This is a genomic window from Nesterenkonia lacusekhoensis (assembly GCF_017876395.1).
Lineage (GTDB): Bacteria > Actinomycetota > Actinomycetes > Actinomycetales > Micrococcaceae > Nesterenkonia > Nesterenkonia lacusekhoensis.
In genome coordinates this window covers 915301-935541 of record NZ_JAGINX010000001.1, presented here as the reverse complement: position 1 = coordinate 935541, position 20241 = coordinate 915301, and the positions used below count along the sequence as shown (strand labels likewise).

The following is a 20241-nucleotide window of genomic DNA, read 5'->3' as shown; positions in this document are numbered from 1 at the left end:
GGTTCGGCTCCGCTCCTGGTGAGACATCGATTTCTCTCACCAGACAACTTAGCACCTCAGGTCAGTCCTTGACGGCGCCCTGGGTCAGACCGGAGACGATCTGGCGCTGGAAGAGGATCACCAGGATGACCACAGGGATGGTCACCACGATGGCCGCCGCCGAGATCGCCCCGGTGGGCTGTTCGAACTGCGAGGATCCGGTGAAGAACGCCAGTGCCGCGGGCACCGGGCGCGCGGCCTCTGTAGAGGTCAGCGAGATTCCGTAGACGAAGTCGTTCCAGGCGATGAAGAAGGCGATGATCGCCGCGGTGAACACGCCGGGCGCCGCCAGCGGGACGATCACCAGTCGGAAGGCCTGCCACTGGGTGGCGCCGTCGATCGAGGCCGCCTGCTCCAGCTCCCAGGGGATCTGCTTGAAGAAGGCCGAGAGCGTCCAGATGGAGATCGGCAGGGTCAGCGACAGATACGGGATGATCAGACCGAGCCAGGTGTCATAGAGCCCGATGCTGCGCCACAGGTTGAACAGCGGGGTCACCACCGAGATCACCGGGAAGATCGAGACCGCCAGGGAGGTGAAGAGGATAAACCGCTTGCCCGGGAAGTCCAGCCGCGCGATCGCATAGGCGCACAGCGTGGCCAGCACCACGGCGATGACCGTGGAGATCAGCGTGATGCCGATGGAGTTGCGCAGCGCGCTCAGGAAGAGCGTCTGGGCCTGCCCCACGAAGATCATCTCGTAGTTCTGCCAGGTCCAATTCTGCGGCCAGAACGTGCCGGCGCCGACATCGGCCGGGGTCTTGAAGCTGTTGGCGAAGATCGCGACCACCGGGAACAGCGCGTAGATGAACACGACGACGGCGATCAGGGCCCAGATGCCCTTCTGCTTGGGTGTGAGACGAGTGTTGATCATCTACTTGGTCTCCTTCTTCTGCCCGGCGTTGGAGCCGGTCCCCTCGGCCAGATTCACCTTGAATCCCTTGACTGCGATCACTGCGATGAGCACCACGCAGACGAACATGATCACCGAGACGGCCGAACCCAGGCCGATCTCCAGGCGCATGATCGACTGGCGGTAGGCCAGCAGTGAGAGGACTTCGGTGCCGGCGTCGCCGTTGGTCATGATGAAGACGTTGTCGAAGATGCGGAACGAGTCCAGGGTGCGGAAGAGCACCGCCACCATGATCGCGGCCTTCATATTCGGGATGACCACACGGGTCAGCTGCTGCCACCAGTTCGCGCCGTCCACCTTGGCGGCCTCCAGCAGGTCGTCGGAGACCTGCGCCAGACCGGCCAGCAGCAGCAGCGCGATGAAGGGGGTGTTCTTCCAGATCTCAGAGGCGATGATGACCGCCAGGGCGCTCCAGGTCTCGGCGAACCAGTCCATCTCTTCGCTGATGCCTGGAACCCAGGAGAACCAGCTGTTCACGAACCCGGAGTTGATGTCGAACATGTAGTACCAGGCGAAGGCCGAGACCACTGTGATGATGCCATAGGGCACCAGGATGGCGGTGCGCAGCGGGCCGCGCAGCCGGGCGATGGCCCGGTGCATCAGCAGCGCCAGGGCGAATCCGATGACCAGCTGCACCGACACGGCGACCACTGTGATCAGGACGGTCACGATCATCGCCCTCCAGAACACGTCGGTGCTGGAGAAGACCGTCAGATAGTTCTGCAGGCCGACGAAGTCCCGCTCATCCGGGGCCGTGAGGCGCAGGCTGAACAGCGAGTCATAGACCGCCTGGGCGATGGGATAGGCGGTGACCAGCAGCATCACCACGAAGGCCGGGCCGGCCAGCATCCAGCCGAGCCGCACCTCCTGCCTGCGCCGATCCTGCTGGGTCACCAGCTTGGCGCGCTTATCAGTGGTCGCAGTGCTCACAGCAGACGCTCCCCTCGCAGTACCTCACCGATGTGCTCATCCGCAGTGCCCGGCGTCGTCTCCGGATCCACGCCGCTGAGCGGGCTGAACTGATCCTGCAGCGTCTCGGAGATCTCGTTGTAGAACGGGGTCTGAGGACGCGGGGCGCCGTTGTCGATAGCCTCACGGATGTCATCGGCCATGGGGAACTCCTCGGCGATGGCCGGATCCTCGAAGGCCGCCTCGGAAGAGGGCGGGTTGCCGTTGGTCAGGAAGTACTCGGTCTGCCGCTCCGGGGACACGATGCACTCCACCGCGTCATAGGCCAGATCCTGGTGCTCCGAATCTGCCCCGACGCCGAGGTTGATGCCGCCCAGCGGCGGTGCCGTCGGAGTGCCCTCCTCCATCTGCGGGTACTGGGTCCAGGCGATGTCGTCGAGGACCTCCTGATCCAGCGTGCCCTCCTCCACGGCGGCGTTGGTGGCTGCCCAGATGAAGGGCCAGTTGACCATGAAGGAGCCGTTGTCGCCCTGGAAGAGACGCATGGCCTGCTCCTCGTCCATCGAGGAGATGCCCGGTCCGCCCAGGCCCTCCTCACCGATGGTGGAGAAGACTTCGGCGGCCTGCTGTCCGGCCTCGGAGTCCAGCGAGGTCTCCAGCTCCTCGGCCGGAGCCTGCGGATCCTCCAGGATGGACTCACCCTGAGACTCCACCAGCGCATTGATCCACACGGAGATCGACTCTCCCCGCACGCCGTGGACGCCCAGGTAGGTGTCGGTGCTCTCAGCGGCCTCCATGATGTCGTCCCAGGTGACCTCGCCCTCCATGTCCAGGCCGGCCTCCTCGGCCACCGACTCGCGATACCAGAGCAGCTGCGTGTTGGCCCAGAACGGGATGGAGACGATCTCGTCATCCCAGATGGCGCTCTGCAGAGAGCCCTCCAGAGTGTCCTCCGTGGTCCGCTCGGCCACATCATCGGGCACCGGAGCCAGGAAGTCCGGCTCGGCGAACTCGGGGACGAAGACAGGATCCAGGGACATGATGTCCAGCGAAGAGTCCCCCGCGGCCAGGCGGCGGGCCAGCTGTTCACGCTGGGAGGGTGCATCAGCCGGAAGCAGAGAGGTGCGGATCTCGTATTCGCCGTCGGCCTCTTCGGTGCACTGCTCCGCGATGACGCGCTGGCCGCCGTCGTCGGGGTTGATGTACCAGGTCAGAACGGGGGCGCCGTCATCGGCCCCGCATCCGGTCAGCAGCAGCATGGCCGCGGAAGCCGCACCAGCACCCCTCAGGGCGAGCTTGGTGGGGATCTGTCGCGGTTCCGTCATGGATCGCACCTTCCCCTCGTGGAGCCTCCGAGCATAGCAGTGCCTCAGTGACTCCGCTCACGTTCACAGTTCCGGCCGAATATACACCGGTGACGTGGTGCGGGACACGTTCCGCCACACGTTCTCAATGAATGAGATGGGGAAAAATTCCTGGTCGATCCAGGCCAGAGGGTCAGGCCGACTTCTTGCGCAGCTTCTTCTGCTCGTCGTGGGTGATCAGCTCAGGCTCAGCGCCCTCGCGCACCGTCTCCTCGGTCACCGTCACAGCGGCGACGTCGTCGCGGGAGGGCAGGTCGAACATCAGCGGGTTCAGCACGCCCTCCAGGATGGAGCGCAGCCCACGGGCACCGGTCCCCCGAGCCTCGGCCTGCTCCACCACGGCACGGAGCGCACCCTCGGAGAACTCCAGCTCGACGCCGTCGATGGCGAACATCTTCTGGTACTGCTTCAGCAGTGCGTTCTTCGGCTCGGTCAGGATGCTGACCAGAGCATCGGAGTCCAGGTCCTCAACAGTGGCGACCACAGGCAGGCGACCGATGAACTCGGGGATCAGACCGAATTTGTGCAGATCCTCCGGCTCGACGTCGGCGTAGCTGGCCTCGCCCTTGGTGATGGTGTTCAGCGGAGCGCCGAAGCCGATGCCCTTGCGGCCGGCGCGGGACTCGATGAGCTCCTCCAGACCGGCGAAGGCGCCGGCCACGATGAAGAGCACATTGGTGGTGTCGATCTGGACGTACTCCTGCTGGGGGTGCTTGCGCCCGCCCTGCGGGGCCACCGAGGCGGTGGTGCCCTCGAGGATCTTCAGCAGCGCCTGCTGCACGCCCTCGCCGGAGACGTCGCGGGTGATGGAGGGGTTCTCCGATTTGCGCGAGATCTTATCGATCTCGTCGATGTAGATGATGCCCTGCTCGGCCTTCTTCACATCGCCGTCGGCAGCCTGGATCAGCTTCAGCAGGATGTTCTCCACGTCCTCGCCCACATAGCCGGCCTCGGTCAGCGAGGTGGCATCGGCGACGACGAACGGAACCTGCAGCTTCCGCGCCAGGGACTGGGCCAGATAGGTCTTGCCGGAGCCGGTGGGGCCCAGCATCAGGATGTTGGACTTGCCGATCTCGACGTCGTCCAGCGGGCCCTTCTCCAGGGATGCGGTCTTCTTGGCGGAGCCGGTGGCCTGGATGCGCTTGTAGTGGTTGTGCACCGCCACGGCCAGGGAACGCTTGGCGGGATCCTGGCCGATCACATATTCGTCCAGGTAGCTCTTGATCTCCGCCGGAGTGGGGAGCTCGAAGTCATCGGGCTCCTGCACCTCGTTGAGGTACTCCTCGATGATCTCGTTGCAGAGCTCGATGCATTCGTCACAGATATAGACGCCGGGTCCGGCGATGAGCTTATAGCGGACCTGCTTCTGGCTCTTGCCGCAGAACGAGCACTTCAGCAGATCTGCGCTCTCCCCGATACGTGCCATGGACGTGAATCCCCTCAGCGACTGACGAAACGTAGTACCCGTCTAGGGTACGTGACAGAGACAGCACCGGCGGTGACCGCCATGCAGGCAGGTCACCGCCGGTGCTCAGAGTGTGGCTGTGCCGTGGATTCCGCAGCTCACACGGGCAGCTTGCGGGACTCCAGGACCTCGTCCACCAGGCCGTAGGCCTCGGCCTCGGCGGCGGAGAGGAACTTATCGCGGTCGATATCCTCGCTGACCTGCTCAGCCGTCTTATCGGTGTGCTGGGCCAGCACCTCCTCCATCCAGGTGCGGATGCGGCGGACCTCATCGGCCTGGATGGCCAGGTCGGTGGCGGTTCCGCGCTGGCCGCCCATGGCCGGCTGGTGGATCAGCACGCGGGCGTTGGGCAGCGCCAGCCGCTTGCCCGGGGTGCCGGCGGCCAGCAGCACTGCGGCTGCGGAGGCGGCCTGACCCAGGCAGACCGTCTGCACATGCGGACGGATGAACTGGATGGTGTCGTAGATGGCGGTCATCGCAGTGAAGGAGCCGCCGGGCGAGTTGATGTAGAGGGTGATGTCCCGCTCCGAGTCCATGGACTCCAGCACCAGCAGCTGCGCCATGATGTCATCGGCGGAGGCGTCGTCCACCTGGGTGCCCAGGAAGATGATGCGATCCTCGAAGAGCTTGGCGTAGGGATCGTTGCGCTTGAAACCGTAGGGGGTCCGCTCCTCGAACTGCGGGAGGATGTAGCGGCTGTCCACGCCCGGTGCCGCGGGGGCGCCCGGCATGGGGGCTGCCTGCGGAGTCTTGTTGAGATCGAAGTTCATGAAAGCTCCTTGGATGTCCTGTTCTGGCCGCTGACTCTTTCGTTCTCTCAGACTCCGCCGCCGCCGGAGACGGTGAAGGAGCGCTGGGCGATCTTGTCGAAGAAGCCGTATTCGAGGCCCTGCTGAGCGGTGAACCACATGTCGCGGGCGTTGTCCTTCAGGATGGTCTCGATGGACTGACCGGTCTGCTCCGCGGTCAGCTCCGCCATGACCTGCTTCATGTGCTGGATCAGCTCGGCCTGGATGCGGACATCCGACTCGGTGCCGCCGATGCCGCCGGAGGGCTGGTGCATCAGGACGCGTGCATGCGGGGTGGCGAAGCGCTTGCCCGGGGTGCCCGAGGACAGCAGGAACTGTCCCATGGAGGCGGCCAGGCCGGTGGCCACGGTCACCACGTCGTTCGGGATGAACTGCATGGTGTCGTAGATGGCCATGCCGGCGGTGACCGAACCGCCCGGGGAGTTGATGTAGAGGTAGATATCCGCCTCGGGGTCCTCAGCCGACAGCAGCAGCATCTGCGAGCAGATGGCGTTGGCGTTGTCGTCGCGGACCTCCGAGCCGAGCCAGATGATCCGCTCTTTGAGCAGCCGGTTGTAGATGTAGTCGTCCCGGGATGCCGGGTCCACGGTCTGCATCGTCGGCGGGGTTTGCATGCTGGGGCTCTCAGTCATGGACAGCTCCTCCACTGGATGTCTCGAGAAGAATTCGGATACGACATTACTTGCTCTGCGGCCCGCGGTCCCTCCCGGCGCGGGACTGTTCGCTGTTGGGCGAAGGCGGCGCAGATGCACGAAGCCCCGCATCCGTGGGCGGATGCGGGGCTTCGGATGCCTGGCGCAGGCGGAGATCACTTCTCCTCGGAGGACGCCTCCTCTGCGGGGGCCTCCTCCTCGGGCTCCTCCTCCTGGTCCTGCGGGGTCACAAAGTCGGTCAGGTCGACCTCTGCACCCTTGCTGTCCTTGACGGTGGCCAGCTCGAGCACCTTGGCCAGAGCCTTGCGGCGGCGGACCTCGCCCATGATCATGGGCACCTGGCCGGCCTGGTCCAGCATCTGGGCGAACTGGTTGGGCTCCATGCCGTACTGACCGGCGGTGGAGACGATGTACTCGATGACCTCGCTCTGGTCGACGCCGATCTCTTCCTTCTCGGCGATCTCGTCCAGCACGATCTCGTTGCGGAAGGCGTCGCGGGTCTGCTCCTCGATCTCCGCGCGGTGCTCCTCGGTGTCGTGGTCGTCACCGGTGCTGTGGCCCTGGCCGGAGAAGTGCTGCTCGACCTGCTCGGAGACCACGGACTCGGGGACGGGGACCTCGACGAGCTCCATGAGCTTCTCGAGGACCTTGTCGCGGGCCTCGACGCCCTGCTCGACGACGACGTTGTCCTCCGCCTTCTTCTTCAGGTCCTCCTTGAGCTCGTCGATGGTGTCGAACTCGGAGGCCATCTGGGCGAACTCGTCGTCGGCCTCGGGGAGCTCGCGCTCCTTCACAGCGGTCAGGGTGACCTTCACGGAGGCCTCCTGACCGGAGTTCTCGCCGCCCTGCAGAGTGGTCTCGAAGGTGGCGTCCTCACCGGCGGAGAGGCCCTCGAGGGCCTCGTCGATCCCCTCGAGCATGGTGCCTGCGCCGACCTGGTAGGACAGGCCGGTGGCGTTGTCCACCTCTTCCTCACCGATGGTGGCGACCAGGTCGATGGTCACGAAGTCGTCCTTGGCGGCCGGGCGCTCGATGTCCTTCAGCGTGCCGAAGCGGCCGCGCAGCTCGTCGAGCTGCTCCTGGACAGCGGCGTCGTCGGCCTCGCGGGCTTCGACCTCGACCTCCAGGCCGGAGTAGTCCGGCAGCTCGATCTCAGGCTTGATGTCCAGCTCGCCGGAGAACTTCAGGACGCCCTCGTTGGTCTTGGTGTCGGGGATCTCCTCGACCTCGACCTCCGGGCGGGACAGCGGGCTGATCTCAGCGTCGGCGAGACCGGCCTGGTAGAACTCCTGCAGGTTGTCGTTGATGGCCTGCTGGATCACGTACTCACGGCCGATGCGCTGATCGATGATCGGAGCCGGCACCTTGCCCTTGCGGAAGCCGGGGACCTGAACCTGCTGGGCGATGCTGGTGTAGGCCGCCTTGATCTTCGGTTCAAGCTCCTCCGAGGACACCTCGATGGTCAGCTTGACTCGAGTCGGGTTCAGATTTTCAACGGTGCTCTTGACCACGTGGGGGCTCCTGATAGATGACGACTGATCTGTCTGACGCGGCCCATGCCGCCGTCGGGAAGACAGGATTTGAACCTGCGACCTCTCGCTCCCAAAGCGAGCGCTCTACCAAACTGAACTACTTCCCGCAGTCCCGAAGACTCCAGAGTCTGACCCTAGAATCGGCACGGACCGATCTACAATAGCGTGTCCGCCGCGACGGCGGCGAATCGCCGGTGCTCCGCAGGGTGCGCAGCCGGGCTGATCACCTCGGATACGCGAAGAGGCGCCGCCACCTGGTGACGACGCCTCCCGTGCGATCCCCTCGGAGCTGTGGGCCCCCCGGGACTCGAACCCGGAACCTACAGATTAAGAGTCTGGTGCTCTGCCAGTTGAGCTAGAGGCCCGTCTTTGCGGGCTCCAGAGGATCTCTGCGATGCTGCCCCGATCGCTCCGGGCAACGACATAAAACTTTAGCACCGGTTCTCACCCGACGCCAACTCGAGTTCAGGGTGATCCTGATCTCACCCTCCGGCGGCCGCGTTGGATAGGCTGACCGTGCGAGCGGAGACACGCCGTTCACGCGCGCCAGCTCGCCTGACACGAACCACACACGAGCATCGCTTCGAGGAGCAGCCATGACTCAGCAGCCCGGTCAGCCCGGCGACCCCAACGAACCGCAGGACGGCCAGCCCCAGGGCCAGCCTCCGCAGCCGCCGCATCAGCCTCAGGGCGGACAGCACCCCTACTCGCATCCGGGCCAGCCCGGCCAGCCTGGCCAGCAGGGACAGCCGCCGCATCCCTATCAGCAGCAGCAGCCCCCGCACTACCCACAGCCGAGTCAGCAGGGCCAGGTCTCCGCGGCTGAGGCCAAGGGCTTCTTCGGTGCGCTGTTCGACTTCAACTTCAACAGCTTCGTCACGATCAAGTTCATCAAGTTCATCTACATCCTCTCGATCGCCTTCCTGGTGCTCCTGTGGCTGGTCTACGTGGTGATGGGCTTCGTCGTGGAGCCTGGTCTGGGCGTCGCAGCACTGCTGCTGGGCTGGATTCCGGTGATCCTCTACGTGATCTGGATCCGCGTATTCCTGGAGTTCCTGGTCAGCACAGTCCGGACCGCTCAGAACACCTCTGCGATGCGTGAAGACTTCAGCGGACTGCGGCAGGATCTCTCCCGGCGCTGAGCGGTATCACGCAGAACACTGGCAGAGTCCGACGGACAGGTCATCGCGCCGATGAGGCGATGAGATTCAGACGTGGAAGAAGCACGGCGCAGACGAGGCCCGGGCCGGCAGCACTCAGCGGTGCTGTCCGGTCTGGGCCTCCACTGTGTCCATGAAGAAGTCGATGAACTCGTAGAAGTCCTCCACGTCCCAGCGCTGCTCGATCCGCGCCTGGGGCATCTCCTCGAAGACCACCGAGCTGCACATGCGCAGCCCCACCCGGTATCCGGTGGAGAAGGTGATCTCCACTCCGTCATCATCGGTGGCCAGCCCGGCCAGATTGGTGAGGTTCACCGTGACCGGCACCGACGGGACGGGCTCGGCGCTGTCCTCCCCCGCGGCACGCGGCAGAGCCTCGCGCAGATCCACCGGGCAGAGCACCAGTTCCACCGGCTGACGCCGGTATCCCACCAACAGATGTGCGGCGGAGGCGGCCCGCTGCTGGGCCGAGGAGTCGGCGTCGTCGATCTCCGCGGTGGCGGCCGCGCAGCGGTTGGCCGCATAGAGGATGTTGTAGGAGCCGAAGTTCATCACCGAGGCGTCGAAGGTCCCGCGCAGGGCCTGTTTGAGCTGTTCCGCGGCCTCGTCGCGCTCCGTGATGGTCGCCATGGGAACAGAGTCTACGGAACGCGCGTGACCGGCGCGTAAAGTGGGGACCATGACTGAGCAGAAGGACACCCCCGCCGACGCCGGACGCCTCTCCCCCGGCGACACCGCCCCCGACTTCTCCCTGACCGCAGCGGACGGATCCACCGTCACACTGAAGGAGCTGCGCGGTCAGAGGGTCATCGCCTACTTCTACCCCAAGGCCTCCACTCCGGGGTGCACCACCCAGGCCTGCGACTTCCGCGATTCGCTGCAGTCGTTGGTGGGTGCCGGCTACACCGTGCTGGGCATCTCCCCGGACCCGGTCTCCGCACTGGAGAAGTTCACCGATAAGCAGGATCTGAACTTCCCGCTACTCTCCGATGAGGACCACGCCGTGGCCGAGGCCTACGGCGCCTGGGGCGAGAAGAAGAACTACGGCAAGGTCTCCGTGGGCCTGATCCGCTCCACTGTGGTCATCGACGAGGAGGGCACTGTGGAGCTGGCCCAGTACAACGTGAAGGCCACCGGCCATGTGGAGCGCCTGCGCACCAAGCTGGGCGTCTGAGACGCCTCAGACCTCCGACAGCTCAGACCTGAGATGCCGCAGGCCTGAGACCCAGTAGAATGGTCAGCCGCGTCCGCTCCGCCGAACGGTGGAGGGCCGCGGCAGGCGCGAGTGGCGGAATTGGTAGACGCGCTGGATTTAGGTTCCAGTGTCTTTGACGTGCGGGTTCAAGTCCCGCCTCGCGCACCGGCAAGTCCACACGATGAGGAACGGAGTCCAGATGGCCGAGATGGACCGGAGGCGCTTCTTCGGCGTCACCGGCGCCGCCGTCGCCACCTCGGCCCTGGCCCTGCAGCACGACGAAGCCGCCTCGGCGGTGGATCCCTCCGACGATCAGAGCGATGAGAGCGCCGCCCAGCGCGCCGTCGTGGTCTCTGCCGTCTCCGAAGTCCGCTCGCTGGACCCGGCCCTGGCCGTGGACACTGAGACCGAACGGGTGTGCCGTCAGGTCTTCGAGACACTGATCGGAATCGAGCGGGAGACCGGAAACATCGCTCCGCTGCTGGCCGCCGACTGGGAGATCAGCGATGACCAGCTCACCTACACCTTCGAGCTGCAGGAGGGTGTGACCTTCCAGGACGGCTCCGAACTGACCGCCGAGGTCGTCGTCGCCAACATCGAACGCTGGAGCCGGCTCGATGAGATCTACGGCGACGAGGTGCTCGAGAGCACCGTCCCTCTGGCCTTCGCGTCCGTCTTCGGCGGGTTCATCGGCGATGACGCCTGCGTCCTAGAATCGGCGGAGGCCGAGGACGAGCGCACCGTGGTGCTCACACTGCGCGAACCGGTGGTCTTCCTGCTGCAGGCGCTGACCCTTCCAGCCTTCGGCATCGTCTCAGCCGAGGCCCTCTCCGGGGACTCTGACCGGGTCTCAGAGAGCCCCGTAGGGACCGGTGCCTTCCAGCTGGTCTCTGCCGAGGACGGGGAGATCGTGCTCCGGGCCTTCGAGGAGTATTGGAACGGCTCCCCCGAGGTCGAGCAGGTCACCGTCCGGTCTCTGCCCCGGTCCTTCGACCGACTGCGGGAGCTGCAGCGCGGGACCCTCGACGTCTATGAGTATGTGACCCGGGACAATCTGCGGACCCTGGTCCAGTCGGGCCGGATGTTCCTGCAGCGGGATCCGTTCTCCGTGCTCTATCTGGGCTTCAACCTCGATCATCCGGTGATGTCCGATCCCCTGGTCCGCGAGGCCATAGCTCGGGCGGTCGACCGCGGCTCCCTGGTGCGCAACCACTTCCTGGAGGGCACCCGCACCGCCCACCAGTTCATCCCCGCAGCGCTGGGAGTCCACTCCGAGGAGGCGCTGCGCTACTCCATGCACCTGGAGGAGGCGGAGCGCCTGCTTCAGGAGAGCGACTACGACGGAGAAGAGCTGCCGTTCTACTATCCGATGAACGCCACCCGCAGCTACCTGCCTCTGCCGGAGGCGATCTTCGCCTCCATCGCTCGGGATCTGACCCGTGTGGGGCTGAACGTCGCCCCACGCCCGGTGCCGTGGAACGACGGCTATGTGGACAGGCTGCTCGCCGATGAGGACCGGGCCATGCATCTGTTGGGCCGCAACGGCGGCTACCGCTCCCCACATTCGTTCTTCGGACCGCTGTTCTCCTCGGTCACCGCGGAGTTCAACTATGACAACGAAGACGTCCGCGAGCTGATCCACCAGGCCCGCAGCGAGACCGATGACGAATCCCGCGACGACCTCTACCGCGAGGCGGCCGAGCTGATCGCCGAGGACATCCCAGCACTCCCGCTGGCCTATCCCATCTCCGGACTGGCCCTGGGCCAGAACATCGTGAACTACCCCTTCTCTCCGGTGCTGCACGAGCTGTACCGAGACATCGTCCCGCAGTGACGTCATCTGATTTCTTCCCCTGAACCGGGCGCGGGTAAAGTCTCAGACGAAGCAGGGGGCATCGGCCCCGGCCGAGCTGCCCGTGGGGATCGACAAGGAGAATTCAGTGGCCAACTCAACGAGGACCAGCACATCAGGCTCGAGCGCAGCGGCGGAGAAGTTCGACGTCGTCCTCATCGGAGGCGGCATCATGTCCACCACGCTGGGCACTCTGCTGCAGGAGCTGGAGCCCAACTGGTCGATCGCCCTGTTCGAGACCCTCGACCAGCCCGGCCAGGAATCCTCTGACCCCTGGAACAACGCAGGAACCGGCCACACCGCCTACTGCGAGCTCAACTACACCCCGCGCGGAGCCGACGGAACGGTGGGCACTGCCAAGGCGGCCGGCATCGCGGAGCAGTTCCACGTCTCCCGCCAGCTCTGGTCGCACTGGGTGGAGAAGGGCACGCTGGGCTCCCCGCGGACCTTCATCAACGCCCTGCCGCATATGAGCTTCGTCTGGGGCGACGAGAACGCCCAGTACCTGAAGGACCGGTATGAGGCGATGAAGGCGGAGCCGCTGTTCAGCCACATCCAGCACACCGAGGACCAGGCTGAGATCGAGTCCTGGGCTCCGTTGCTGACCGGAGGCCGCGACGCCGAACAACGTGTGGCCGCGTCCAAGTTCGACAACGGCACCGACGTGGACTTCGGTGCTCTGACGCGCCAGATGGCCGACCACCTCGGTGACAGCGGCGTGGAGCTGCGCTACGGCCACGAGGTCCAGAGCCTCTCCCGCGGAAGCGACGGACGCTGGGAGATGAAGGTCAAGAACCGTTCAGCCGGCGAGAAGCGCACCGTCTCGGCCCGCTTCGTCTTCGTGGGCGCCGGCGGCGGGGCGCTGCACCTGCTGCAGTCCTCGGGCATCGAGGAGATGAAGGGCATCGGTGGGTTCCCCGTCTCCGGCCAGTTCCTGCGCGCCACCGACTCCGAGGTCATCGAGAAGCACCATGCCAAGGTCTACGGCCTGGCCACCGTGAAGAACGCTCCCCCGATGTCGGTGCCGCACCTGGACACCCGGTTCGTGGAGGGACGCCGCTCTCTGATGTTCGGCCCCTACGCCGGATTCTCCACCAACTTCCTCAAGCAGGGCTCCTACTTCGATCTTCCCTTCTCCGTGCGTCCGCACAACCTGCTGCCGATGATGCAGGTGGGCCTGGACAACACCGGCTTGGTCACCTACCTCATGAAGGAGGTCACCAAGTCTCAGAAGCAGAAGGTGGACCAGCTGCGTGATTTCTATCCCGACGCCGAAGGCGAAGGATGGGAGCTGATCACCGCAGGTCAGCGCGTTCAGATGATGAAGAAGGACGCCAAGGGCCGCGGTGTGCTGCAGTTCGGCACCGAGCTGGTCACCGGCGGCGACGGCTCCATCGCCGGCCTGCTGGGCGCCTCCCCCGGAGCCTCCACCGCCCCCTCGATCATGTTCAAGCTGCTCGAGCGCTGCTTCCCGGCCCAGATGGAAGGCTGGAAGCCCAAGCTCCAGCAGATGGTGCCCTCCTACGGCCGCCTCCTCAACGAGGAGCCGAAGCTGCTCGATGAGGTCGCTGCGGCCACGAGTAAGACTCTGCAGCTGGACAGCTGAGCCTGACCGGCTGTGGGCACACTGCGCTATCCGGCGCCGGAGTCCTGCCGGACCGCTCTCGGTCTGACCGTCCACACCTGGCCTGCGGCTCGGCAGGCCGGTTCCGGAGCCAGCCCTGGCGGTGATCCGGCACCGGTGCTGCTGATCCACGGCTTCGCCTCCAACACCCTGTACAACTGGGTCAAGACCGGATGGCTGGACCCGCTGGCAGACCGTGGCAGCGCCGCAGACGCCGGCGACCTCGGGTCTGCCCAGAGCTCCGGGCGAACTGTCATCTCTGTGGACCTTCCCGGCCACGGAGCCTCCCAGGACGTCGACCCGGCCGAGATCCGCAGCGCCGACATCCTCGATGACCTCCACGAGATCATCACGGCGACGGCGCAGGCTCCGGTGGCGCTGCACGGCTATTCGATGGGCTCCCGGCTGGCCTGGCAGTTCGCCCATGACTACTCCCAGGATGTCGTGTCCCTGGTCATGGGCGGATCGCCGGTCTCCGACGAGGTCTATCGTGTGGATGCCGAGCAGGCCCGCGCCTGGGCCGCCGGAGGACCCGAGCCCGAGGATGAGGCCACCCGTAGGTATGTGACCGTGGCGGCGTCCCTCCCCGATCAGCATCTGCGGCATGTGGTCGAGCTGAGGCTCAGCCTGGCCCAGGACCGCTATGCCCCGCAGGAGGCCGTCCCCTCGGTCCCCACTCTGGTGGTGGCCGGCGCGCAGGATCCCATCGCGGCGGGGGCCGATCAGCTGGCCCAGTGGGTGCGCAGCGCCGGCGCGCCGGCGCAGTATGTGGAAATCCCAGGGCGCAACCACGTCAACGTTCTGACCTCACGGGACTATAAGCAGGCCGTCCTCGACTTCCTCTGAGCGCTGCAGCGCCGATCTGTTCGGCATGGTCAGCCGACTCATCCAGTTCAGCCGATGAGAGCCAGGATGAGTCCTCCGGCGGCGAAGCCGAGAACCGAACCGGCCAGCAGGGCGCCGCCGAGCAGCGTCTCTGAGGAGTCTCGATCGGAGGAGCCGTCCTCGGCACAGACCGGGCCGACCTGTCGGTACAGCTCCACGAGCAGGGCACCGATGGCTGCGGCGGCCAGGACCGCCGCGCAAGAGACGATCACCAGTCCGGCCCGGCCGCCCAGCACCGTGCTCAGTGCAGACATCAGCGTGCTCACCGTGGCCGTGAGGCCGACCAGCAGCACTGTGAGCGTGGTGAGCAGCCGGCGTCGTCGGGACGCGCTGACGCCGTCGCCCGCGGAAGGGAACCACCGCGAGGCCGCCGCTCCTGCGGCGAGCATCGCAGCGATGGTCAATGACGCCGACCAGGCCCCGCGGTAGACGGACAGGGCGCTGTCGAGGACGAGGATCCAGAGCAGCGCTGTGCTCCCGCCGAGCAGCACGGCTCGGACCAGCACAGCGACACGCAGTCGGCGCGAACGGACTGGGCCGCCGTCCGCTGCGCCGGCCTCTGCCTGCCGGCGTGCCGCGTCGATGCCGGCCAGCAGAGTGCGCAGCGGCGGCTCGGCGTCATCCTCGGTGGAGCGGCTGCTGTGCTGCTCGGCCTCGTCGAGGGCTCCGATGGTTGCGTCCATGGCATAGAGCGGAACGGCTGCGGCCGTCACGGCGGCCGCAGCCAGCAGGCCTGCAGCGGGTCCGGCACTCCAGGTCAGGACCGCGGTGAGCAGCGCCGCCGCGAGGAGCGCGAGGTCCTCCCGGTTCCCGTCCTGCCTCAGTCCCTGCTCCGCAGTGAGCCGCAGCGCGCGCCACCGGTCTCGGGCCACAGCACTCACCGGAGGAACGGTGGCCCCGGCCAGCGCCGCACACCCCATGACCATGACGAACAGGGTCACGTCCGAGGTGAGGGTGTGCGCATGGGTGAAGCGATCGACTGCGGTGACCAACAGAACGAGGCTGGTGACGTGAGCGGCGGCGCCGGTCAGCAGGACGGGCCGCCGGCCCCAGCGTTCTGCAGCGGCGGTGCCCAGTGAGCCCGAGAGGCCCAGCGCAGCGACCGCGGCGGCCATCACCACTCCGGTGGTGAAGGGCGAGCGCGTGCTCAGGCCGATCGCAGCGGTCAGCGCCACCGGAAGCAGCGCGGCCGGCATACGTGCGGCGATCTCCAGCACGGCCCTACCCAGGCCGGCTCTGCTCAGGCCGATGCTGGCCGGCACAGTCCTGGCCGGCACAGTCCTGTCTGAGCCAGCTCTGGCCGGGGAGCCCGTGCCGCCGGTGGTCATGCTGAGCCTCCGGTGCTCGGGCCGCTGAGGTGCATCTGGGTCCGGGAGCCGGAGGGGCTCTTGATGACGCGCAGCTGCACCGGGATGGCTTGGTGCATCTCTGTGACGTGACTGACCACGCCTACGCGCCGACCTTCTCCCTGCAGGCGCGTCAGAGCCCCCATGACATGCTCCAGGGTCTCCTCATCCAAGGAGCCGAACCCTTCGTCGATGAAGAGGCTCTCCAGTCCGATGCCTCCAGCGTCGGACTGGACCACTTCGGCCAGCCCCAGGGCCATCGCCAAGGAGGCCATGAAGGTCTCACCGCCGGAGAGCGAGGAGGTGGGCCGCTCCTCGTCGCTGTGCTGGTCGGTGACCTTCAGCTCCAGGCCTTGAAGTCCCCCGCCGCGCTTGGAGTCGTCGTGGAGCAGCCGGTACCGGCCCTCAGACATGATCTGCAGGTGACGGGTCGCGGCCTCGGCCACCCGTTCCAGCCGAGCGGCCAGCACAAAGGTGGTCAGCGTCATGCCCAGGCGGTTGTCGGGGCCCCGCCCGTTGAGCGTGTCGGCCAGCTCGCTGCGGCGGACCTGCTCGGCCAGCTGCTCCTCGCGCCGCCGCTGACCTTCCTGGAGCCGATGCAGGCTCTGGCGGAGGTGGTCCAGCCGGTCGTCGAAACGGTCCAGCGCTCGGACAGACTCCTGGTGCTGCTCAGCTGCGGCCTCGGCGACGGAGAGAGCCTCCTGGAGAGCCTCTGGCTCCGGGGCCTCCTCCCCTGCCTCAGAACGACGCCGGCCCGCCGAGACATCATCCACCTTCGCCTCCTCCTGAAGCCGCACCTCGGCACGGTCCCAGACCTCCACCCGGGACCGGCGCTCCCGCACGATCTGCTCCTCCAGCAGCGCCGCACGCACAGCCTCTCGGTCAGAGAACGCTGAGGCCTCCAGCTTCTCCTGAGCCTCCTGGGCAGTGGTCTGGGCCTGCTGAGCGCTTTGGCGGAAGAGCTGCAGCGCCTCCTCCGTCTCCTCCACCGCACTCTGCAGGCGATCCAGCGCCGTGCTGCGGGCCTGGACGCTCTCATGCTGTCCGCGCAGCTCCATGAGGGTGGATTCAGCGCGCGCGGCGTCCTCGGTCACCCGTTCATGGTCTGACTGAGCCACGGTGAGGGCGGCCTGGGCTGTGGTCTGTCGCTGTTCGGCGTCGCTGAGTTCGGTGCGGGAGGCTGCGAGCTGGACCTGCAGCTCACGCTGGGCCTGCCGCTCCTGCTCGGTCTGAGCGGTTCTCTGCCGGGAGGCCTCCAGCGCCTCCAGCAGCTCCTCCAGGGTCTGTTGGACAGCATCCCCCAGCTCTTGGGTCAGGGTACGGACGCGTGTGGTCTTCTCCTCGAGGGCGGCAGCGGCGGCAGTGCGGGCTTCGGCCGCCGTCTCGGCCGCGCTGAGGGCCTCCCGCACCTGAGCACGCGTCACCGTCTGCCCATCTGCGGCGGCAGGGCGGGGGTGTTCTGTGGACCCGCAGACCAGGCAGGGCTGACCCTCTGTCAGGTTCCCGGAGAGTTCCGCGGCGATCCCGCGCAGGTGCTCGTCCAAGGCTGCCTCATGGGCGGCCGATGCGGTCTCGGCTCGGGCGGTCGTCTCCTTCAGACGCTGCTCGGCCTCGGCCTGCTGCTGCCGTGCGGAGTCGAGCACACGACGAGATTCCGTCTGAGCGGCCAGACGGTCCTGCTCCGTGCGGGCGGCATCGCGCTGGGCCTCGAGCTCCTCAGGATCGCGGAGCTGGTTCTCCTGGGCTGTGATCCGTTGAGCCAGCTCCTGCTGCGCAGCCTCTGCCGCGCTGAGGGTCTGCTGGTGCGCCTGGATCTGCTCGTTCAGCTGCCGGGACCGCCGGTCCAGCTGCTCCTGGTGGGTCTCCAACGCCTGAGCATCCTGAGCTCGCAGCCGGCCCTGCAGCTCAGTGAGCTCCCGCCGAGCGGCCTGCAGCTGCTGCGCACTGATCTGAGCATCACCGTGTCCAGCATCATCTGGTCCGGCGCCGGCCAGTCCAGCGCCGTCCCATCGGGCACCGTCCGATCCAGCACTGTCCTGTCCGGTGCCGTCCTGCCCGGTGAGCACCGCATACTGGGCGATGTCCTGTTGGGACTCGATCAGCTGTTGGAGCGTCTGGGCCTTCCGCAGGGCCTGGCTGCGATGCTCGGTGGCCTGCGTGCTCGCCCGCTCGGCGGTGCGGAACCATTCGTCCAAGGCTTCTGCTGCGCGGTGCCGCTCCAGGGAATCGCGCAGCTGGGCAACTTCGGCGCTCTGCTGGTGATGCTCGTGCACCTGCCGCTGGTGCTCCTCCCATCGGGCGAGCTGACGGGCACGCGCGCTGAGCTCCTCTGCGTGGTCCTGAGCACGGCGCCGCTGCGTCTCGGCCGCGCTCCGCGCTGCGTCCAGGCCGCTGCGCTGGGACTGCGCCTCAGTGAGGATGCGGTGCTCCAGCGAAGCGTCCTCAGTCTCCGGTTCCTGCTTCGACTGGGGCTCCGGCTCCTGCTCCCCGTCGGGTTCCCGCTCAGGCGGCTGCTCCTGAGAGAAGTCGACCCCGGTGAGCTGCTGGGCACCATCCAGCACAGATGAGCGGAGGGCCTCGATCTCCCGGTTGGCCTCCTCCACCTGGCCCTTGGCCTCTTTGGCCTGTTCCCGCAGGTGCTGCTCCAGCTGCTGAAAGGTGCTGGTGTCGAACAGGCGCTCCAACAGCTGCTGCTTCTCGCTGCTGCTGGAATGGAGGAATTCGGCGAAGTCCCCCTGCGGCAGCAGGATGACCTTGGTGAACTGGTGACGATCCAGAGGAAGGATCTCGCCCAGCTCCTTGCCCACTGCCTGAGAACCATTGGCGGCGGCGCTCCATGTTCCGGCTTCCTGGACCTCCAGATGGGCCTTCTGGTTCTCCTGGATGAAGCCGGTGCCGCGCTGCTTGGGCCGCATGTGCTGCGGGCTGCGAGTGACCCGGTAGCGTCTGCCGCTGAGGGTGAACTCCAGGCTGACCTGAGGCACTGCCCCGGGCGCGGCGTGGTCGCTGCGCAGCCGCGTGACGCTGCGTTCGCCGGCCACCTGACCGTAGAGGGCGAAGGTCACAGCGTCGAGGATGAAGGTTTTGCCGGATCCGGTCCGGCCGTTGAGCAGAAAGAGCCCGTCCTCGCTCAGTGCGTCGAAGTCGATGATCTCAGTGCCCGGGAACGGGCCGAAGGCCTGCAGGGTCAGCAGGTGCAGCTTCATCGGGCCTCAGCTCCGCTCTGAAGCCGGACCGCCTGCAGCGCCTCCTCCAGCAGCTGCTGCTCCTGCTCAGCAGGACCGCGGCCCCGGACGTGTTCGAGGAAGCCGGTGATGATCTCAGCCTCGGAGACCGCCTCCTCCACGGCGGAGGAGTAAGTGCGCAGAGTCTGCTGCTCGGTCCCGCTGTGCGTGAAGGAGCACAGCTGCGGATACGCCTCCCGCACCCGCTGATAGGCCCGCTCGGGACGGACCGGATCGGTCAGCGTCACCTGCAGATAGGCCTCCTGGTGCTGCTGCACAGTCTCCGGCTCCAGGATCTCTTCGATGGAGCCCTTCAGCTGAGCCAACGGCCTGCCGATGGACCAGTCCACGGCGCGGATCTGCTCCCAGTCCTGCGAGTCCCACAGCCAGGCCCCTTTGGCCTGGCGGGTCTCGGAGAAGGAGAAGCGCAGCGGAGAGCCGCTGTAGCGCACGGTCTGGGAGAGCTTCTGCCGGCCATGCAGATGTCCCAGGGCCACGTAGTCGAAGCCGTCGAAGAGCTCCAGCGGCACCACAGCCAGCCCACCGGCAGTGTGCTCCTGATGATCCATCTGTTCCCCGGCAGGAGCATCCACCCCGATGGTCCGTTCAGAATCCGACCCCACACCGCGGGCGGCGAAGAGATGAGCCATAAGCACCACGCGCACCGTGCGCCGCTGCCCCAGATGCTCACGGCGAGCGCCCACGTCCTCCCAGATGCGGCGGACCACCTCGGTCATCACCGAGGTGTGATCAGCACGGTCCAGGCCGAGCTGCTCACGGATCAGGGCCGGCTCCAGATACGGCACACCGTAGACCAGCGTCAGCGGCGCCGACTCGGGCGCCTGTCCCGGAGTCTCCTGCGACGAAGCCTCCTGACCGGCGTCGGGGATCTCCACCGGGGTGAAGGCATCCTCCAGTGAGGTGCGCAGATGAACTCCGGCGGCCCCCATGAGGCCGCGGCCGAAGCCCAGGCGCTGGGCCGAGTCATGGTTGCCCGAGGTGATGATGACCCGGGTGCCGCCGGCCACCAGCTCCTCCAGGCAGGACTCGAGCTCACGGACCGCCCATTCCGGAGGCAGCGCGCGGTCATAGACGTCACCGGCGATCAGCAGGACATCCACGGTCTCCTCAGCGACGGTGGCGCAGACCGTCTCCAGCATCTCCTGCTGGGCGCTCTGCAGCGAATACCCGTGGAAGCCGCGGCCGAGGTGCCAGTCAGAGGTGTGGAGCCATCGCATGGGACCACGCTATCGCTCGGCGGGGACATGGACCGC

16 protein-coding genes and 3 tRNA genes are annotated in these 20241 nt (G+C 66.6%); 6 read left to right on the top strand and 13 right to left on the bottom strand.

The features are described from left to right. Nucleotides 1-61 precede the first annotated feature (61 nt). The 9 genes from JOF45_RS04515 to JOF45_RS04475 form a co-directional block, all read right to left on the bottom strand. On the bottom strand, nt 62-910 hold the full coding sequence (locus tag JOF45_RS04515) for a carbohydrate ABC transporter permease (RefSeq protein ID WP_210048162.1): 849 nt from the start codon (nt 908-910) through the stop codon (nt 62-64). After that, nucleotides 911-1879, bottom strand: a complete 969-nt coding sequence (locus tag JOF45_RS04510) for a carbohydrate ABC transporter permease (RefSeq protein WP_342591386.1) — start codon at nt 1877-1879, stop codon at nt 911-913. Further along, entirely contained in the window at nt 1876-3183 is a 1308-nt protein-coding gene (locus JOF45_RS04505) for an extracellular solute-binding protein (RefSeq protein WP_210048160.1), read from the bottom strand. The genes JOF45_RS04510 and JOF45_RS04505 overlap by 4 nt, the downstream gene beginning before the upstream one ends. Before the next feature lie 172 nt (nt 3184-3355). Then, nucleotides 3356-4648, bottom strand: coding sequence for an ATP-dependent Clp protease ATP-binding subunit ClpX (gene clpX, locus JOF45_RS04500; RefSeq protein WP_210048158.1), 1293 nt, complete (start codon nt 4646-4648; stop codon nt 3356-3358). 137 nt (nt 4649-4785) lie between these two features. After that, nucleotides 4786-5418: an ATP-dependent Clp protease proteolytic subunit gene (locus JOF45_RS04495; protein WP_210051298.1), complete on the bottom strand. Its 633-nt coding sequence runs from the start codon at nt 5416-5418 to the stop codon at nt 4786-4788. A gap of 86 nt (nt 5419-5504) precedes the next feature. Beyond that, the gene (locus JOF45_RS04490) at nt 5505-6092 is read right to left on the bottom strand and encodes an ATP-dependent Clp protease proteolytic subunit (protein WP_210051297.1); all 588 of its coding nucleotides are present in this window, start codon (nt 6090-6092) and stop codon (nt 5505-5507) included. Between the two features lie 212 nt (nt 6093-6304). Beyond that, nucleotides 6305-7660: a trigger factor gene (tig, locus tag JOF45_RS04485; protein ID WP_210048157.1), complete on the bottom strand. Its 1356-nt coding sequence runs from the start codon at nt 7658-7660 to the stop codon at nt 6305-6307. Between the two features lie 54 nt (nt 7661-7714). After that, nucleotides 7715-7788, bottom strand: a tRNA-Pro gene (locus tag JOF45_RS04480). A gap of 185 nt (nt 7789-7973) precedes the next feature. Continuing rightward, nucleotides 7974-8046 (bottom strand) — tRNA-Lys (locus tag JOF45_RS04475). 231 nt (nt 8047-8277) lie between these two features. Between JOF45_RS04475 and JOF45_RS04470 the strand changes: the two genes are divergently transcribed. Beyond that, on the top strand, nt 8278-8823 hold the full coding sequence (locus JOF45_RS04470) for a DUF4282 domain-containing protein (RefSeq protein WP_210048156.1): 546 nt from the start codon (nt 8278-8280) through the stop codon (nt 8821-8823). A gap of 114 nt (nt 8824-8937) precedes the next feature. On the opposite strand, the gene JOF45_RS04465 is transcribed toward JOF45_RS04470, so the two are convergent. Continuing rightward, the gene (locus JOF45_RS04465) at nt 8938-9471 is read right to left on the bottom strand and encodes a hypothetical protein (RefSeq protein WP_210048155.1); all 534 of its coding nucleotides are present in this window, start codon (nt 9469-9471) and stop codon (nt 8938-8940) included. Between the two features lie 49 nt (nt 9472-9520). Between JOF45_RS04465 and bcp the strand changes: the two genes are divergently transcribed. From bcp to JOF45_RS04440, 5 genes are all read left to right on the top strand, one after another. Then, nucleotides 9521-10015, top strand: a complete 495-nt coding sequence (bcp, locus tag JOF45_RS04460) for a thioredoxin-dependent thiol peroxidase (RefSeq protein WP_210048154.1) — start codon at nt 9521-9523, stop codon at nt 10013-10015. A 105-nt stretch (nt 10016-10120) separates the two neighbouring features. Next, a tRNA-Leu gene (locus tag JOF45_RS04455) sits at nt 10121-10201 on the top strand. A gap of 34 nt (nt 10202-10235) precedes the next feature. After that, entirely contained in the window at nt 10236-11870 is a 1635-nt protein-coding gene (locus JOF45_RS04450; protein ID WP_210048153.1) for an ABC transporter substrate-binding protein, read from the top strand. Nucleotides 11871-11976: 106 nt separating this feature from the next. After that, on the top strand, nt 11977-13494 hold the full coding sequence (locus JOF45_RS04445; protein ID WP_210048152.1) for a malate:quinone oxidoreductase: 1518 nt from the start codon (nt 11977-11979) through the stop codon (nt 13492-13494). Nucleotides 13495-13506: 12 nt separating this feature from the next. After that, complete coding sequence (locus tag JOF45_RS04440) at nt 13507-14358, top strand: alpha/beta fold hydrolase (RefSeq protein ID WP_210048151.1); 852 nt, start codon at nt 13507-13509, stop codon at nt 14356-14358. A 47-nt stretch (nt 14359-14405) separates the two neighbouring features. Here JOF45_RS04440 and JOF45_RS04435 read toward each other — a convergent pair whose 3' ends face one another. The 3 genes from JOF45_RS04435 to JOF45_RS04425 are packed head-to-tail and all read right to left on the bottom strand — an operon-like array spanning nt 14406 to nt 20205. Continuing rightward, nucleotides 14406-15674: a hypothetical protein gene (locus JOF45_RS04435; protein WP_210048150.1), complete on the bottom strand. Its 1269-nt coding sequence runs from the start codon at nt 15672-15674 to the stop codon at nt 14406-14408. 47 nt (nt 15675-15721) lie between these two features. After that, entirely contained in the window at nt 15722-18949 is a 3228-nt protein-coding gene (locus tag JOF45_RS04430) for an AAA family ATPase (protein WP_210048148.1), read from the bottom strand. Then, the gene (locus JOF45_RS04425; RefSeq protein WP_210048147.1) at nt 18946-20205 is read right to left on the bottom strand and encodes an exonuclease SbcCD subunit D; all 1260 of its coding nucleotides are present in this window, start codon (nt 20203-20205) and stop codon (nt 18946-18948) included. Before JOF45_RS04425 ends, JOF45_RS04430 begins: the two co-directional genes overlap by 4 nt. Nucleotides 20206-20241 lie beyond the last annotated feature (36 nt).